13 protein-coding genes and 1 tRNA gene are annotated in these 17,238 nt (G+C 50.8%); 4 read left to right on the top strand and 10 right to left on the bottom strand.

What is annotated here, in order from left to right; all coding sequences use genetic code 11:
* Positions 1-11: 11 nt before the first annotated feature.
* Positions 12-1,964 carry a TonB-dependent receptor plug domain-containing protein gene (locus BQ2633_RS08640; protein ID WP_083234014.1) on the top strand — a complete coding sequence of 651 codons (1,953 nt, stop codon included), beginning with the start codon at positions 12-14 and terminating at the stop codon, positions 1,962-1,964.
* A gap of 610 nt (positions 1,965-2,574) precedes the next feature.
* Positions 2,575-2,973, top strand: a complete 399-nt coding sequence (locus BQ2633_RS08630) for a hypothetical protein (protein ID WP_075566495.1) — start codon at positions 2,575-2,577, stop codon at positions 2,971-2,973.
* Positions 2,974-3,317: 344 nt separating this feature from the next.
* Here the strand turns inward: BQ2633_RS08630 and rfbB are convergent, their stop codons facing one another.
* From rfbB to BQ2633_RS08575, 10 genes are all read right to left on the bottom strand, one after another.
* The gene (rfbB, locus tag BQ2633_RS08620) at positions 3,318-4,409 is read right to left on the bottom strand and encodes a dTDP-glucose 4,6-dehydratase (protein ID WP_075567335.1); all 1,092 of its coding nucleotides are present in this window, start codon (positions 4,407-4,409) and stop codon (positions 3,318-3,320) included.
* Positions 4,410-4,450: 41 nt separating this feature from the next.
* A complete protein-coding gene (gene rfbD, locus BQ2633_RS08615; RefSeq protein WP_075566494.1) occupies positions 4,451-5,341 on the bottom strand; it encodes a dTDP-4-dehydrorhamnose reductase in 891 nt (296 codons plus the stop codon).
* A gap of 477 nt (positions 5,342-5,818) precedes the next feature.
* Positions 5,819-6,358: a threonine/serine exporter family protein gene (locus tag BQ2633_RS08610; RefSeq protein WP_075566492.1), complete on the bottom strand. Its 540-nt coding sequence runs from the start codon at positions 6,356-6,358 to the stop codon at positions 5,819-5,821.
* A gap of 135 nt (positions 6,359-6,493) precedes the next feature.
* Complete coding sequence (locus BQ2633_RS08605; RefSeq protein WP_083234013.1) at positions 6,494-7,336, bottom strand: threonine/serine exporter family protein; 843 nt, start codon at positions 7,334-7,336, stop codon at positions 6,494-6,496.
* 133 nt (positions 7,337-7,469) lie between these two features.
* On the bottom strand, positions 7,470-7,754 hold the full coding sequence (locus BQ2633_RS08600; protein WP_075566490.1) for a hypothetical protein: 285 nt from the start codon (positions 7,752-7,754) through the stop codon (positions 7,470-7,472).
* Between the two features lie 250 nt (positions 7,755-8,004).
* Positions 8,005-8,080, bottom strand: a tRNA-Lys gene (locus BQ2633_RS08595).
* Between the two features lie 186 nt (positions 8,081-8,266).
* A complete protein-coding gene (locus BQ2633_RS08590) occupies positions 8,267-9,352 on the bottom strand; it encodes a S1 family peptidase (protein WP_075566488.1) in 1,086 nt (361 codons plus the stop codon).
* A gap of 162 nt (positions 9,353-9,514) precedes the next feature.
* Positions 9,515-10,693: a bifunctional diaminohydroxyphosphoribosylaminopyrimidine deaminase/5-amino-6-(5-phosphoribosylamino)uracil reductase RibD gene (gene ribD / locus BQ2633_RS08585; protein WP_346048473.1), complete on the bottom strand. Its 1,179-nt coding sequence runs from the start codon at positions 10,691-10,693 to the stop codon at positions 9,515-9,517.
* An 87-nt stretch (positions 10,694-10,780) separates the two neighbouring features.
* On the bottom strand, positions 10,781-12,277 hold the full coding sequence (gene cysS / locus BQ2633_RS08580) for a cysteine--tRNA ligase (protein WP_075566486.1): 1,497 nt from the start codon (positions 12,275-12,277) through the stop codon (positions 10,781-10,783).
* A 159-nt stretch (positions 12,278-12,436) separates the two neighbouring features.
* On the bottom strand, positions 12,437-13,813 hold the full coding sequence (locus tag BQ2633_RS08575) for an exo-alpha-sialidase (RefSeq protein WP_083234066.1): 1,377 nt from the start codon (positions 13,811-13,813) through the stop codon (positions 12,437-12,439).
* A gap of 793 nt (positions 13,814-14,606) precedes the next feature.
* On the opposite strand from BQ2633_RS08575, the gene BQ2633_RS08565 reads away from it, so the two are divergent.
* Positions 14,607-15,554 (top strand): hypothetical protein, encoded by a 948-nt coding sequence (locus BQ2633_RS08565; RefSeq protein WP_075566483.1) that lies wholly within the window; start codon positions 14,607-14,609, stop codon positions 15,552-15,554.
* 424 nt (positions 15,555-15,978) lie between these two features.
* Positions 15,979-17,235 carry a uracil-xanthine permease family protein gene (locus BQ2633_RS08560; RefSeq protein ID WP_075566481.1) on the top strand — a complete coding sequence of 419 codons (1,257 nt, stop codon included), beginning with the start codon at positions 15,979-15,981 and terminating at the stop codon, positions 17,233-17,235.
* Positions 17,236-17,238: the final 3 nt, after the last annotated feature.

Genomic DNA, 17,238 nt, shown 5'->3' with positions numbered 1-17,238 from the left:
AATTCTTCTACATGTCTGTTGCCTCTCTCCTAGCTCTCACCCTCTTCTCTGCCACGCTCCCACAAGCGTCGTCCACCGACTCCACCCTCTCTACGGCTGTGGTCACAGGCACTCGCAGTGCCAAGCTCTGGGCAGAGACTCCTGTGCCCACACTTGTCATAGGCCGCAACGACATTCGCAGAAGTGATGCCAGCAATCTCCGCGAACTCCTCACGCATGAACTGCCGAATGTGGAGTTTTCCTACACGCCTTCGGGACACATCAACCTGAATTTTGGAGGATTTAGCGGACAGGGGCTCCTCTTCTTGGTCAATGGCGAGCGCATGGCTGGGGAGACGATGGACAATGTGGACTATTCGCGCATCAATCTCTCCGACGTGGAGCGCATCGAAATCGTACGCGGCGCCTCCTCTGCGCTGTATGGCAGTGCTGCCACTGGGGGAGTGGTGAACATCATCACGCGACAAAATCTCAAATCCTCGTACAACAATGACGTGAGTGCTCGATGGGCGCGCCACAACAGCCGACGTTTCGATTTGAATCTGGGGCACAATCTGGGGCAATTCACCCACCTCTTCAACATGCAGCACCAAGCGCAGGCGGGATATTCCCTAAAAAATCCCGAGAATGTGGCACTATTCACCACCTACGCGCTCAACTGCGTGCCAGGACATCGCGTGTGGCAGTGGAAAGATCGCTGGGTATGGGCTCCCTCTGCCGACTTCCGCATCACCGCTCGCGCAGGTTATTTCTTCCGTCAACAAGATTTCGACGCCACGCAAGCCAATCGCTACCGCGACTTTGTGGGAAGTGCCAAAGCGGAATGGAACATTAGTCCTGAAACGCGCGTGGAACTGGCATACAACTTCGACCAATACGACAAATCCGACTTCCTACACGACTTTTCCACCGACATTCGCGACTACAGCAACGTACAGCACACCACGCGATTCCTCGTGTCGCACGATTTTGATCATCTCTTGCCCTCCGATCTCGGATTCTCCCTCACCGCAGGCGGAGATTATCAGCGCGACTATCTGATGAGCTATCAATTTCAAGGGGGCTCACACGTGCAACATTCGGCAGATGCCTTCGTGCAAGCCGACTGGACGCTCTCGCCACGCTGGGAAATCCTCGGAGCTGTGCGCTACGACTACTTCTCACAAGGGCAGCACGAGCACCTCACCTCCAAGGTGTCGGCACGCTACCGCCAAGGTGCTTTCACTTATCGCGCAGGTTACGGCCAAGGATTTCGCGCTCCTTCGCTCAAAGAACGCTTCATGCGCTACCCCATCAGTGGACTTTTCGTGCTGCGTGGCAATGAAAACCTCCGTCCCGAACGCAGTGACAACTTCCACATCTCGGCAGATTGGCAGCAGCAACGCTATCTTTGTTCCGTCGCACTGAGCTATAACCTCGTGCGCCAACGCATCACCACGGTTCCCCCTGGCGTGGAACGTGAAATGGGCTCGGGATTGCCCTTCATCGACTACGTCAATTTGCCGCAACTGCACGTTTTTTCTGCCCAATGCTCCGCACAAGGCAGTTGGAACTTGGGCAATGGCACCCTCGGAGCACGTCTGAACTATGCCTACACGCGCGAAGAAGCGCAACAGGGCAACGCGCTTACGCCCTATCTTCCGGCTCGTCCACATGCCACCACCGCACGTCTCTCCTACGACTATCCACGGAGCACCATCCACTCGTGGGGCATCCAGCTCAGCGGTCGATGGTTGTCGGGCATCACCTCCGAAGAATACACCGCCAGCACGGCAGCACTCCACGATGTGCACTACCCTGCTTATGTGCTTCTCCGACTAGCGGCCACGCTTTCTCTCCATGGCAATTTTCACATCTCCCTGGCGGCAGACAATCTCTTGAACTATCGTCCGCGCATCTACTATTATAATGCGCCTACCACCGATGGCATAGATATTCAAATTGGAGCAACCTACCGGTTTTAGCCTTATCCCTCTTTCTGTCTGCCACATTTCCAGCAAAACTCGTCTTTCTTCCTTTGCATCCCAGACGCTTCCCCTCGAAGCACAAACACTTCTCATAAGCTCGCGACCTTTACTGAAATGAGAGAAGCCATACTGATATTGTCCATACAAACCCAGCAACACAACCATGGCTTTTATGTTTATCGTATATCATTCGACAGACAAATGCGGAATATCTCAAAAAGACACTACATCAAAAAGAATAAAACAAAGGATTCTCTTGCATATTTGAAATAAAAAATATAGTTTTGCATCATCCTTCAACATAAACCTTTTAAACCCAATCGGTCATTAGATCCTGAACAGATTGCATTAGATTGTTGAGCAGATGGTTGTTCATGAGTTCGAAGGCGTAGCGGGCTACGGCGAGAACGAACGTTTTCGTTAAGCCAAATGAGCAGAACCGAGCTTGCTCGAGTTATGCCATGGCGAGAAAACGAAGGATGAAATCCAACAAGAAACAAGATGCCAACAAGAAAATGAAAGATGGCAGGAAGTTATATTCTCTGTAACAAATTGCACCATAACGGTCTAATGACCAATTTGGGTTAAAACCCCTCAAACAAAGATCATGAAAATTCTAATAAAAGCAATCTTTTTTTTGTTGATTCTTTCAGGTTGTTCAAAAAACAAGAAAGTAGAGCTCTCATTATCGCATGTGCAACCAGAATCATCATTCTCCTTGCCTCCAATAGAACAATGTGACAGCTTTAGCGTTGTTCCTCCCTATCTAAATATGGATAGCCTGCATAATGTGGAGATACCTGATGATATCCGTTATGTATGTAAAGAAATGCAGGTAAACGATAGGATAACGACGCTTCTCTTTTATCGTAAAGGCAGTGTCGCAGCATATGCAATTATGCAACGCTCTATCGCTGACTTCGCGTCATTTGATGCTTCTAAGAAGTATTCAATAAGGCAACAACTCTTCTTAAACAAAGAGCGCAAAGTAATAGTTAATCACTAAAGCTTACATATACAACGAGACCGTGGCAAAACATCCATTTTGCCACGGTCTCTTCACTTTTCTAGAAGTATGTATTTTTATCCCCAATCGGTCATTAGACCGTTATGGTACGACGCGTAATTGAAAAGATAACTTCCAGTCATCTTTCATTTTCTTATTGGCATCTTGTTGCTCGTTCGCTCTCGCCGTAGCCCGCTACGCCTTCGAACTCACGGTTAAACAATCTGCTCAACAATCTAATGCAATCTGTTCAGGATCTAATGACCGATTTGGGTTTATAAAATCATAGCCAACTCTAAAACAAAAGGAGTAGCTACTTCCGAAAGTAACAATATCAGCCTTCCCTATCGCTGAGCATACATCTGTTCGTAGTACTTTTCGTATTCGCCCGAGGTGATGTTGTCCATCCATTCCTCGTTGTCGAGATACCAACGCACGGTCTTTTCGATGCCTTCTTCAAACTGGAGCGAAGGTTCCCAACCAAGTTCTTCTTTCAACTTCGTCGAGTCGATGGCATAGCGCAAATCGTGACCCGCGCGGTCGGTGACATAGGTGATGAGATCAAGGTCTTCTCCTTCAGCACGTCCGAGCAGACGGTCCACCGTGCGCACCACAAGGCGAACGATGTCGATGTTTTTCCACTCATTGAAACCACCGATGTTGTACGTTTCATTGATTTCTCCTTTGTGGAAAATCAAATCTATGGCACGTGCGTGGTCGATGACATAGAGCCAATCGCGCACATTTTCGCCTTTTCCATAGACGGGCAGGGGACGACGATGGCGAATGTTGTTGATCATCAAGGGAATCAACTTCTCGGGAAACTGATTGGGGCCGTAGTTGTTGGAACAATTCGTCACCAAAGTTGGCATACCATAGGTGTCGTGGAAGGCGCGGACGAAGTGATCGCTCGATGCCTTCGATGCTGAATAAGGGGAGTGTGGGTTGTAGGGAGTTGTTTCCACAAAGAAATCTTCGCCATAAGGTGCAGCGCCATCAGGCTTTGTGATGTCGAGCGCGCCATACACTTCATCGGTGGAGATGTGGTAGAAACGCTTCCCTTCGTAGCCTTCGGGCAAACTTTCCCAATAGTCGCGCGCAGCTTGGAGCAAAGAGAGCGTGCCCATCACGTTAGTGCGTGCAAAACCGAGGGGATCTTTGATGGAACGATCCACGTGACTCTCTGCTGCCAAGTGGATGATGCCAGTGATGTGGTGACGCTCCAAGAGCGCGCGCACGGTGGGGAAATCGCAAATGTCGGTTTTCTCAAAAACATAATTCGGAGCTTCCTCCACATCTTTGAGGTTTGCCAAATTACCGGCATAGGTGAGGAGATCGAGACATACGATTTTTGCCTCGGGATATTTGTTGACAAAAAGACGAACTACGTGGTTTCCGATGAAACCAGCGCCGCCAGTAATCAAGATATTAGGCATAGTGGGAAGATACTTTAAGAGATTGGGGTAAAGAGGAGGCACTACGCTCCAAAAACTTCGTGAAGACTGTCGAGCCAATGAGGAATTTCGAGCCCGAAAGTCGCTTTGATTTTCGATTTATCCAGCACGCTGTAGGCAGGACGTTTCACCGGTGAGGGGAATTCGTCGGAGTGACATGGTAATACCTTGCAGGTGCTCTCGGGACGCAGGCGACGGAGCGCCATGGCGAAGTCGTACCACGAACAAGCGCCTTCGTTGGAATAGTGATAAACTCCTGCATTTTCAGGTTGAAGTCCGCCTTTGTCGATGATGTGCATCAGCGCAGCCGCCAAATCTTTTGCTGCCGTGGGAGTGCCTACTTGGTCGAACACCACCTTAATCTCTGGACGCGTGTCGAGCAAACTAAAGATGGTTTTGGGGAAATTCTTGCCGTGGATGCTATACAACCAAGCGGTGCGCACAATGATGTGCTGACAGCCCGACGCCACAATGGCTTGTTCGCCCTGAAGTTTTGTGCGGCCATAGATGCCAGTTGGCGTGCCCGTTTGGTCTTCTCGGCACGGAGTGTTGTAGGGCTCAGCACCAAACACATAGTCCGTGGAAATGTGAAGCAACCACGCCCCAGTTTGTTGAGCGATTTGTGCCATATTGTCCACAGCCTTGTGGTTGAGCAGGTCTGCCAGTTCCTCTTGAGTTTCGGCGGCATCAACGTTGGTGAAGGCAGCACAGTTGATGATTACTTCGATGTTGTGCTGCGCCACCATCTGCGCCAAGGCCGCTTTGTCGGTGATGTCAAGTGCATAGATGTTGGTGCCTTCGACATTCCCGGCTTGTATATCAGTAAAAACGAAATGATGCTGCGGATATTGTGGAGCCAGGACTTGAAGTTCATACCCCAATTGTCCCATTGCTCCCGTGATGAGTAGATTCATTGCAAATATAAATAGTCTTGAGAAGTTGACCTTCACGAGCAAAGTTAGCGATTTCCAAGGAAACAGACAAGCAAGCCCCCGTGTTTCACACTGGATGATGCTGAGAACTTTCGAGAAACAAGGGAGCGCAACGAGTTTTCTGCGGAGCGCTCAAAAAAAACGTCGGAGTTTTTCCAAAAAACGTGGGAGTTTTTTCCAAAAACGTGGGAGATTTTCTGAAAAATGTCGGAGAAAATTTCTGAAACGTCGGAGCTTTTTGAAATCATCTCGGACTTTGGCGGAAAAACATCCCCCAATTTCCCCGCTTCTTCTGGTCAAGGACTACAAAAACAGCGCATCGCTATCTGGGGAAGAACACGATGCGCTGAAGGCACGAAGCAAGGAGGCTGAAGGATATGGCGTGCACCATAGGGGCATTGTCCCCCGAAGAGAGGGAAGCGCCAGCGATGGGCAGGGGGCGTCCTTGCGAGAAAGGAATTATTTTGCCGAAGAACGACGGAGGAGCAACTGATTGCGCATCTGACGCAAAAGGACTCTACCGTGATTTCTAAAGGCAAAGAGAGGAATGGTCACACCGATAACCATAGCCATAATGGTGAGGGTGCAGGTGATCCAGTTGTAGTTGAAAAGCGCAAAATACTTGTCGAACAAAGGATCATCGTGCTTGTGGGCAAGCAATTCTACGAGCGACTGGATGCTACCATAGGCAAATTTACCGGGTACCATGGGGAGCAACGCAGGAAACGACAAGGTTTCGGCGGGCGACTTGATTTTAGTGGAGAGGGGAATCGACACACAACCGATGACGAGTCCTGCCACTCCGGCTGCCATGGCGATGTGCCAGTCGGCAAAGTCCATGAGGAGAAAGCGAGTGATGTGACCCAGTGCAGCCAAAAGCGCACAGCCCCAAAAGGTGGAACGCGTGGGATTGCTGATGCTTGCGAAACCGATGCAAGCGATTGCGGCAAAAACACCGTCGTTGACGATATCGTAGGTGAGTTCTAAGAAATTGACCATAAGAGGATAGGATATTTTCGTGAATGAATGTGCTAAGCGGAGGGGATAACTCCTTGATGAGAGGGCACAGCGGAAGGAGTCAATAGCAGATGAGTCGATGCTCTCCAACCGCTTGCCACGCTCCACGAGCAAAGGTTAAATCATTCTGATGTCGAAAAGGAGCAACGCGATGACCAATCCCAAAGAAAGGCTCACGGTGATCATCATGGCGTGCACAAAACGGCTCCATGCTGAGAGATAGTGACCATAGATGAGGTCATTGACAAAGTTGCAGAAGGGCACACCTGGCACGAGGAAGAGCACACTTGTGCCGAGGGCAATGACAGGTGTGGTGGTGAGGGTGAAGTTTTCAAGCCCATAGTGGGAGAAATCTACGAGTCCCACGCAGGAAACAACGGCTGCCACGACACCCGCTACGACAGTGACGGCGCGATAGTCGATTTTCCAGCTCTGCAGACGCTGTTTGACAAAGAAACCACAGAGGGTTGCGAAAAACACAATGCCAATAGCGGGCCAATCGCCCTTAAATAAGCGGCAGAAAGCGGCATTGGCAGCAGCAGCAAGGAGGAGTACGATCCAATTGTTGAGACGGGGTATCTTTTTAATCTCTTGTAATTGCTCATTTGCCTCAGCGAGGGTGACATCTTCTGTGAAGACTTGGTCGGAAAGACGGCTCAATCGGGTGATGGTGTCGAAGTTGATGCCGGCGTGTGCGAGGGGGGAGATGCAGGTGTAGGAGTGTTCTCCATCTTTGTCCCAAAGGGTGAAGAGCACGTTGGCAGGCATAATGGTGAAGATGGCTTCTACGTCCCATGCTTCTGCCATTTGCTTGACTTTGCGCTGGATGCGCATGGTGGTGGCTCCGCTAGAAAGGAGCGTGCTTGCGTAGTCGCAGAAGAATTTGGCGATGTTTTTGAGCTGATTGTGCACTTCGTGGTCTGTGATCACGGCTGTGTCTACAGTAACATTCGGATTCATTGAGGATGAAGTTGAATTAGCATAAGAACACCTCGCCTCGGCATCTCTCGATGTCGGGAACTTCCCACTGCAAAAGGGCGTGCAGGGTGTGACGAGGTGGAAGAAAGCGGGGAGGGGGTTGTGAGAGCTCGGCTTAGGCTTCGGGCTTGTTTTCGCCTAAGAAAGCGCAATCGTGGTCTTTCATGTTGGACTCTGGAGACTTTCCAGGCTTGGCATCGGCCACAAAAGCGCGATCGTGGTCCACCATGTTGGACTCTGCGGGTGTTCCGGGCTTCATAGAGGTGTGGTTCTTCTGGCTTAGGAAGAAGCGATAGACCATGGGGAGGCAATAAAGTAGGAGGGTGAAGAGGATAACCCCCAAAATCACATAGGGTGCTGCCTCATGGTTGTGGATTTTTAAACCTTCAAGTAGGGTCATAAAATGAGGAATTTTATAAGTTTGTCTGGGAGAAAACTATATTTTGCTTGGTTGTCTCTAAATAAATAAAGCCCTATTTTTTAAGGAATTGGCTGAATTCCGGTGCAAAGGTACGGATTTTTCACGAAATATAGGGGAGGTAGTTGTGATTTTGTGAGGCTTCGCAGAAGGGCTTTGGGAGGTGTGGGCACAAAAAAATGGAGAAGTTCTTCTGAACTTCTCCATCGCTTTCTTAATCATTCGGATTAAGTGGTGATCCGCTTGGGACTCGAACCCAAGACCCATACATTAAAAGTGTATTGCTCTACCAGCTGAGCTAGCGGATCCCGGCAAACTTTGCTCGGAAATCTTTAGGTTGTTTCCATCTCTTGTGAGACTTCTCAACACTTCCTTGCTGTTTGCGAGTGCAAAGTTAATGACTTTTTCTGACTTGACCAAATCTTTTGGCAGGAAAGTGGGGACTATGCTAAAAACTTGTGCAAAAGTCAAGTAAAAAGGTCCTTATTTCCCCTTTACCACATCAGTTTGCGGAGGTAGCGCACTGGGACACCGTAGTTGAAACTCTGCGTGCCGCTGATGCCGGCGAAGTTGATTGCCACCAGTTCTCCCTTAGCGTTGAAGACGGGCGAGCCACTTGAGCCAGGCAACGTGGGAATGCTGTAGAGAATCTTTTCGGAAGACGTCTGGCTCACATAGCCTTTATTGAACTGCGCTTGGATGCCTTCTTTCGTCACTGCGAGTTGTGGACCGAGATTGTAGCTGAGCATGAAGAGTTGCTCGTTTTTGTCGTTGCCCAACTTCTGAGAGATGCGTTCTGCGAAGGTATATTCGATGAGTGGATCTTTGGTTGGAATGGTGAAGATGTAGCAGTTGGCAGGTGTCATCTGGCTTTTGAGCTGAATCACTGCGAGGTCGTGCTCAGCATCCGTGCGGAGGATGGTGCAAGGCTGGAAGGAGTTCTTGCCCGGAGACATGGTATGATTTTGCACGATACCCACTTCGTTGTGGTAGACCAGTCGGAGACTCTTGAGATTGATATTGACGAGTCGTCGCACATTCTTCTCTAGTATTTCTTTTTGTAGGCGCAAGTCGTCCAAGCGCTCTTGGAGTTCCATGAGTTCCGTGTCGTCGCCATCGAAATATTCTAGTTCATTTTCAGCAGACTCTTCCGACTCACACACCTCTTGATAGCTTTGAATATAGCTCGACAATATGTAAGAGATGCGCTGATTCAAGGCTTCGCTCACGGCTTCTTTCTTGTTTTCTCCACTCACCACGTGATTGTTGGTCACGATTTTACCATCTTTGCTCACAAAGAAACCTGTGCCATAGCCTTCTGATGGTTTGATATCGTCCAAATCTTCGGTGAGATCTTCTATATCATCGTTGGAATCGAAGGAAGTGAAGTAGAGCGACTCCATACCTGGGATACGGATTTCGTAGTACGAGCGATTTTGCACCATCACCACGCCCGAAGCGCAGGTGGTTTGTAGCTCTTTCTCGCTCATGTTGCCGCAAGAAGCAAGGGCAAATAGACCTAAGACACACGCAAACAACGGAGCAGCGATGCGTGAAATACGGAAAGTAAGATGTGACATATTGGATGTGTAAGAAAAAAGGCTTGAGAGGTAGAGGAGTAAATGCTGATGGTGGCTATCAAATAGAGGAGTTGCCAACAGGATGGCTAGGAAATGTACTGGCAACGTACGGAGATTGACGAGCAATCGTCAGAGAGAAAGGCTAGAATCAATGGGGAGGGGCTAGAAATCCACATAGTTTTTCGCCAAAACAGGGCTGAGCCAGTGACGATAGGTACGACCGAAGTGCTCCTCCACTTGGGGAGTGAAAGCGCGTGGCATCGTGGGAGCAGGCACACCTTCGCCTATGCGCTGCGGAGAAATCTCTTCCCACGCCTCATCCCACAGGTCGCGCTCTATGAAACTTTGGAGGGTGGCTTGTCCCCCTTCGACAAAGAGCGACTGCACTCCATCGCGACGCAAGCCTTCTAACAAGGAGTCAATATCGGCATAGGCTTGAAATCCGGCAGAAAGCGCACGTTCGTCCACACCACCTAGGACACAGCGGAGCGGCGATGCGCCTGGCCAGCAGCGAACATTGAGTTTTGGGGCATCAAGTTGGAAAGTCTTGCGCCCCACTAAGATGGCTTGGTGCGTGGCTCTGAAGTGATGCACGCGCAATAGGGACGAGGGGGAAGAAAGTCGGAGCGGTGCTGCGGACACTTCGCCATTTTCGTCCAGACTCCGCGAGCGGTCGATAAATCCATCGGAGGTGGCAGCCCATTTGAGGGTGATAAAGGGACGGCGCAGCACGTTTTGGCAGAAGAATTTGCGATTAAGATAGATGCACTCCTCGCGCAGCACGCCCACCGTTACGTCAACTCCCGCTTCTTGTAGCATGATGATGCCACGACCACGGACTTTGCGGAAGGGATCTTCCGAACCGATGACGCAACGCTTCACACGATTTTGGATAATCAGGGCGGAGCACGGTGGAGTGCGTCCATAGTGTGCGCAGGGCTCTAGGCTGACATAGATGGTGCTCTCGGAGAGGAGGGGACGATCTTCGGGACGCACGGAGCGAAACGCATGGACTTCGGCATGACCTTCGCCAGGACGCACGTGGTAACCTTCGCCAAGTATGCGGGCATCTGCGCCCGATCCATGCACAATCACAGCACCCACCATGGGATTTGGCGCAGCAGTGAGTTCGCCTTGCCGGGCAAGTTGGAGACAACGTCGCATCCAACGCTCGTCTTCTGCCTGCGTGGCGCTGGAAAGTCCATTTGCATCGCTGGAAAGTCCGCTTACAACACGAGTCTCTCCATTACCCGCGCGAGCATCTCCGTGTGCAGGGGAGGGACCTCCGTGTGAATGGGAAGAAATTCCGTTTGAGGGCGAAGTATGTGGGAAATCTGACATGATGTTCTGGGGGTTATGCCACCTCAAGGGGTTGGGAAAACTCAGAGCACCCCAAGAAGTCGGAGTGCTCCAGAGTAAGAATGTGGATTATCGTTCGAGTTTCCAGGTGGCACCGTCCTTGGTGTCCTTCACAGCAAAGCCGAGAGCAGCGAGTTGGTCGCGAATTTGGTCGCTCGTTGCCCAGTCTTTGTTGGCTTTTGCCTTAGCGCGCACCTCAAGAAGTAGGTCGATGGCAGAAGAGAAAGCGGCCTCACGCGCAGCATTTCCGCCTTCTTCAGCGGTGAGACCGAGGATGTCGAAGCAGAACGTGTGGAACACCTCGCGGAGTGCCGCAAGGGTTTCGGCAGCAATCGCCATTTTTCCGTCAGCCAATGAGTTGATGGTGCGGCAAGCCTCGAAGAGATAGGAGATAACGATGGGACTGTTCAAATCATCGTCCATCGCATCATAGCAACGCTGGCGCAAATCTGCCACCCACTCCGCAGTCACCACTTCGCCCTTAGGCGTTTCGCCTTCTGCCACGGGAGTGATGCGATCGAGCGCACGGAGGGCATCCATCAAACGCTCGAGTCCCTTTTGCGAAGCTATGAGAGCATCGTTGCTAAAGTCGAGTGTGGAGCGATAGTGTGCCTGAAGGATGAAGAAACGGATGGTCATCGGTGAGAAAGGCTGGGAGAGCAATTCATGATTGCCCGAGAAGAACTCATCGAGGGTGATAAAATTGTTGTAGCTCTTGCCCATTTTCTTACCGGCAATAGTAATCATGTTGTTGTGCATCCAGTAGTGCACCATGGCATGTCCTTGTGAGGCTTGCGATTGTGCGATTTCGCACTCATGGTGTGGGAACATCAAGTCCATACCACCGCCATGAATGTCGAATTCCTCGCCAAGATATTTGCGGCCCATGGCTGTGCACTCACAGTGCCAACCAGGGAATCCATCGCCCCACGGAGAGGGCCAGCGCATGATATGAGCTGGGCTGGCTTTCTTCCAAAGGGCAAAGTCCACTTGATGGCGTTTTTCGCCCACACCATCGAGTTCGCGGCTAGCATCACGCACTTCCTCGAGGTTACGTCCCGAAAGAATACCATATTTATAGTCTTCGTTGTACTTCACCACGTCGAAATACACCGAACCATTGCTTTCGTAGGCATAACCTGCTGCGAGAATTTGCTTCACCAGTTCGATTTGTTCGATGATGTGTCCCGTGGCATGAGGTTCGATGGAGGGAGGAAGCACATTGAGTTGTACCATTGCCGCATTAAAACGATTGGTATAATACTGCGCTACCTCCATGGGTTCGAGTTGATCCAATCGAGCTTTCTTCGCAATCTTGTCCTCACCCTCGTCAGCATCGTGCTCTAAATGGCCCACATCGGTGATGTTGCGGACATAGCGCACGGCATATCCCAGGTGTTTGAAGTAACGGAAGAGGAGGTCGAAGGTGATGGCAGGGCGCGCGTGTCCGAGGTGGGCATCGCCATAGACGGTGGGACCACACACATACATGCCTACGCGGCCTTCGTGAATGGGTTTGAAGACTTCTTTGGTGCGAGAAAGAGTGTTGTAAATTTGGAGAGCCATGAGCTGAATGCTTGTCTTATGTGTCAAAGCAAAGGCACAATGAGATTGCACCTTTGCTCAGTGTTCAGAGTGTTGTGGCACGCCGCAGGCAATCACTTACGAGAGCCAACGCGCTGTGCCGAGTATGAAAGGAGAGAAGTGGGAAAATCGCGTCAGAGATTAGCGATTGGGCACTCTCTTCTTATTCGCTTTTTTGGTGGAAACGGGAGAAAACTTGCCGCCCGTGATTTGTTCTAAGGTGAGAGGTCGGTACATATTAGTGTAGCTCAAGCCTTTGCCATAAGTTTCTTCCTCATAGAAGAAGGCAATGCGGCCATCTTGCTGCTGCACCATGGTGCTGTAGGCACTGAGATTGGTGGACACTTGGAAAGGTCCGCTCCAGTTTTGGGCAAACCCCTTAGCAGTGTTGTAGTCACTCTCCGATGAGAGCGCCTTGTAATAGACACCTACGTTGGCGCGTCCAGGACCGAGGGGCACAGACTGCAGAGCGAGGGGCACCTTCTTGCCCGTGGCGCGCTCCACCGCTGGGACGATGAGGATTTCACCGTTGGTGCTATTTTGCAGCGCCTTCACGCCGCCTGTCACTTCTGCCGAGTGCACCGCGTCATTTTCCCAAGTGCCAGTGGCATTCTTGTGCGACATGTAGTGGAACACATTGAAATATCTGCCACCATAAGCGCGACTAGAGAGCACTACGTCGCCATTGGGGAGTTCTTCCACCTTAGGTTCGTCACCTTTTGGCGCAGGCGAGGTGTGGATGCTGCCGAGCGCGTGCCAGGTGCGTCCGAAGTCGTCGGAATAAACCACGCGGTTGCCACCAGGACGTGCGCAGAGGGCAGCATAGAGACGGTAGTATCTGCCCACCTTGATGCGACTGCTCTGACAGATGCGACCACTTCCGAAGAAGAGAGAAGCCACAGGACCGAGCTGACTTTGGTCGAACAAGCCATAAATTGCCTCTGTGATTTCGGCAGGATGCGACCAAGTGCGGCCGCCATCCGTGCTGTGGAGCACTGCCACGCGGTTGGGATTCTGGCGTGTCGTAGTGCCATGGCCATACACGGTGTTGCCGGTGACACAAACTACCACCACTTCGTTGCTCTTACGGTCGGCTACGATGGCAGCATCGCCATAGCCGCACTTGCGACTGCCGGTAACGCCATCGCCTTGTGCCAAGACATACTGTGGCGACCACGTATGTCCGTTGTCGTTCGACAAACGATAGCGCAGGTCTACCCGACCAAAACCGATGTCACCTCCGCAGGGACGATAGTCACTCACGGCGATGAGCGTGCCTTTTGGCGTAACTGCGATGGCAGGAATGCGATAAGGCACCATGTCTGCCAAAGTGGCGAAGAGCGGTTGTTCGAATGCCGTGTAGGCGTTTGCCACTTCTGGCGCATAACGTAGGGAGGTGTCGGCTGGACTGTTCAAACCGAAGGCGGCAACGTGGCTTTTGTCGAAGGGAGCCAAGGTTTGCGCACCAGCGGACAACGTAGCCAGCAGACAGAGTGTGGTCAGAGACAGTGACTTCATATAGTTAGTTTGTGAATAATGTTTGAGAATGGCACCAGCGCAAATGGAGAGCGCAGCGCGGCAAGCCATTGTTTCGCAACTTGTCCACGGCTTTTTTCGCCTTTGCGTCTGAGTGTGAAGCGCGCAGTCTGGGTGATTTTACCCTTAAAAATCGGAGCTTTGAGAAAGAATGTCGGACGTTTCAGAAAAAACGTGGGAGATTTCTCAAAAAACGTTGGACTTTTTCCAAAAAATGTCGGAGATTTTTCAGAAAACGTGGGAGTTTTTTTTCAAACGTAGGAGATTTTCTTCTCTCCCTCGCAGAACGCAGGTTTTCCGCTCCGTTGTTGCGCACTCAATGCTTGGGAAGTGATGCCTCAAAACTGAGGGAAAAGCAACGTGCACCTCGCAGGTGCTCTGCCCCTTCATGCCATAGCCCGACAGGGTGTTTCGACATTCTATCTTTTCACTTCCACAGCAAAAATACTATTTTTTGACGAAGCAGGCAAATATCCCCCTATCATTTCACATTTCGGAGGAGAAAACGAGGATAGAAATCGAATCCAAATCATTCCCAATCGGTCATCAGACCGTTAATGACCGATTGGGGGGGCAACAATTCTAAACGTTATAGCTCCACAATCTAAAGATTTTGTTGTATTTTTGTGGCAGCAGTTGATTTTGCCTAAGGCAGATGCAGGCATAAAATGTTGTACCGCCTCCTCTCTTCCCTTGCAAATCCCTATGACGGGAAGAGAGAAAATCGGAACACCAACGGAACTCCCTATTTCTTTAACGTATAAATCTACCTCTGATGAAAGGTATTCTTTCCTTCCTTCTCGTGCTTTTTCTCATGCCCCTCGGTCATGGCATGATGATCATGATGGAGCATTTCTTGCCCCCTACTCCACTTCACTTCGCCGCCTTTGGCATGGGCTTTGTGGGTCTCCTGTTGGCAGTGCGCGGTGTCTTTGCAGAAGGCGACACTCGCCAAACGATTTTCGGTCTCATCGGAGCTTTGCTCTTCTGGACTGGGTGGGTGGAGTTTCTCCTCTTGTATTATGCCCAACGATTTGGCACACATCCCGAACTGGCGCACGGAGTGGTGAGCACGACCACCACGTATGTGGATGGTGTTTCTTCGACGATGATGCACATCAATGGACGAATCGTCAACGACCTCCGCGAACCGTGGGTGAAAGACTTGGTGCTCACTCGCCCAGAATACTTGATTATGCCCAGTAGCTTCGGTTTTTGGGCGATGTTCATGTTGATTTATGTCTTTAGCATCCGAAGTGGCTGCGATTTTCTCAATTGGGTGCAAAAACATCTCTTTAGTCGCAATAAAAACAAGATGGTATTCCGCCCGATGACTCGTCACGTCTCCATCGTGACGTTCATGGAATTCAACCTCATCATGTGGAGTTGCTACCTTTTGCTCATGTTTTGCTACGATCCTGTCTTTTTGGGCGACCATCATCCCGTGAGTTTGGCGATAGGTCTCGGATGCGCGGTGGGCGGCGTCTATATGTTGCGCCGTTTGGTGCGTATTCGCGAGTGGGGACGTGCCCTTCGTTTCGCCATCGCCACGGTGATTGTGATTTGGACTCCCGTAGAAATTCTAGGACGCATGAATGTTTTCAACGAAATCTGGGTGGATCCGCTTCACCACCTCGTAGAGATGTCGCTCATCTTACTAGCCTTTGTGGGACTATCTGCGGCTTTGGTCCTCAACTGGTGGCGAAAGAAGCAGAAGGCGTAGGAGGCTTCTCCCACACCTATTATATATTATGCGTAAAGTGCAATGCCCCTTTTTTCGGAGGGCATTGCACTTTTTATTGTCCACCCACCCGACTTATCGCCCACCATCGGGGACAGGGCAGCGCGACATCACGGAGGGGCTTGTGGCTACTTTGCCAAGAACTGGTTCGCGGCTCCATGAAATCAAAGTGCCCCTTGCGTTTGTTTTTGGTCTTCGTTGGCAAAAATCGAAGAAAATCGCCATGTATAGTTATCAAATCGCAGATTATAAATTTCCAGAGTGTGAATAAATGCAGTAAAACAACGAAAAGCCGAGAGAAATTTGTGGGAAGTGGGGTTAGGCATCTTTTACAGATAAACAAAAAAGTGTACTTTTGCAGCCGAAAACCATTAACGATTCAATCGTCAATATCAAAGACACTTACATGTCCAACACAACTCCCCTTCTCACCCCTACGCGCAAAGTGATTGCAGGTATGCAATTTCTCTTTGTCGCCTTCGGTGCCACCGTGCTCGTTCCTCTGCTCGTGGGTCTCGATCCTTCGACCGCATTGTTCTCGGCAGGCGTTGGTACGCTCATTTTCCACCTTGTTACAAAAGGCAAAGTTCCTATTTTTCTCGGTAGTAGCTTTGCCTTTATTGCACCCATCGTAAGTGCGACGAAAATCTACGGATTGCAAGGCGCACTCTTCGGACTTCTGGGCGTGGGCTTCGTTTATTTTGCCATGTCGGCGCTCATTCGCGCTTTCGGCACTAAGTTCATTTCCCGTCTATTTCCTCCAGTGGTCATCGGACCTATCATCATGCTCATCGGACTTTCTCTCGCTCCTGCAGCGGTGAACATGGCGAAGACCAACTGGCTTTTGGCACTTATCGCCCTCGCCACTGCGATTGCGGTGACGCTCTATGCGAAAGGTATGCTGAAGCTCATCCCCATTTTCCTCGGCATCCTCGTGGGTTACGTGGCAGACCTCCTGCTTGTTGGCGTAGGCCTCAGCGATGGCGTGGACTTTAAGCTCATCAGCGATGCCGCTTGGTTCGCTCTTCCTCAAATCCACTGGCCCAGTTCTTTCTCATGGGAGCCTATTATCTACATGATTCCCGTAGCGATTGCGCCCGTTATCGAACATATCGGCGACGTTTATGTGGTGAACAATGTGGTGGGTAAGAACTTCGTGAAAGACCCTGGTCTTCATCGCACCATGCTCGGCGACGGTTTGGCTTGCGTCTTCGCAGCCCTCGTGGGTGGACCTCCCGTGACCACGTATTCCGAAGTGACAGGCGCGATGTCTCTTACCAAGATTACTGCTCCTGTGGTGTTCCGCATTGCAGCAGTAACGGGTATTGTGTTCTCTCTCATCGGCAAGGTGAGCGCCCTTCTTCGCAGCATCGACCAAGCCATCCTCGGCGGTATCATGTTGTTGCTCTTTGGCACAATCGCAGGCGCAGGCATTTCTAGTTTGCTCCACAGCAAGGTGAATCTGGCTTCTTCGCGCAACGTGGTGATTATCTCTGTCACCCTCACCACAGGTATCGGCGGTGCAGCCCTGTCTTGGGGTAGTTTCTCCCTCGCGGGCATCGGTCTCTCCGCTGTCATTGCCGTGATTCTCAACCTCGTTCTCCCAGAACGTGAGGAAGACCGTATGGAGACTCCCGAACCCGAACACAACAAGACCAAATAATAG

It is taken from the genome of Ihuprevotella massiliensis (genome assembly GCA_900095835.1).
In the GTDB taxonomy this organism is placed as follows: Bacteria; Bacteroidota; Bacteroidia; order Bacteroidales; family Bacteroidaceae; genus Alloprevotella; species Alloprevotella massiliensis.
The sequence above is the reverse complement of the archived record's forward strand: the minus strand, read 5'-3'. Positions and strand labels throughout refer to the sequence as shown.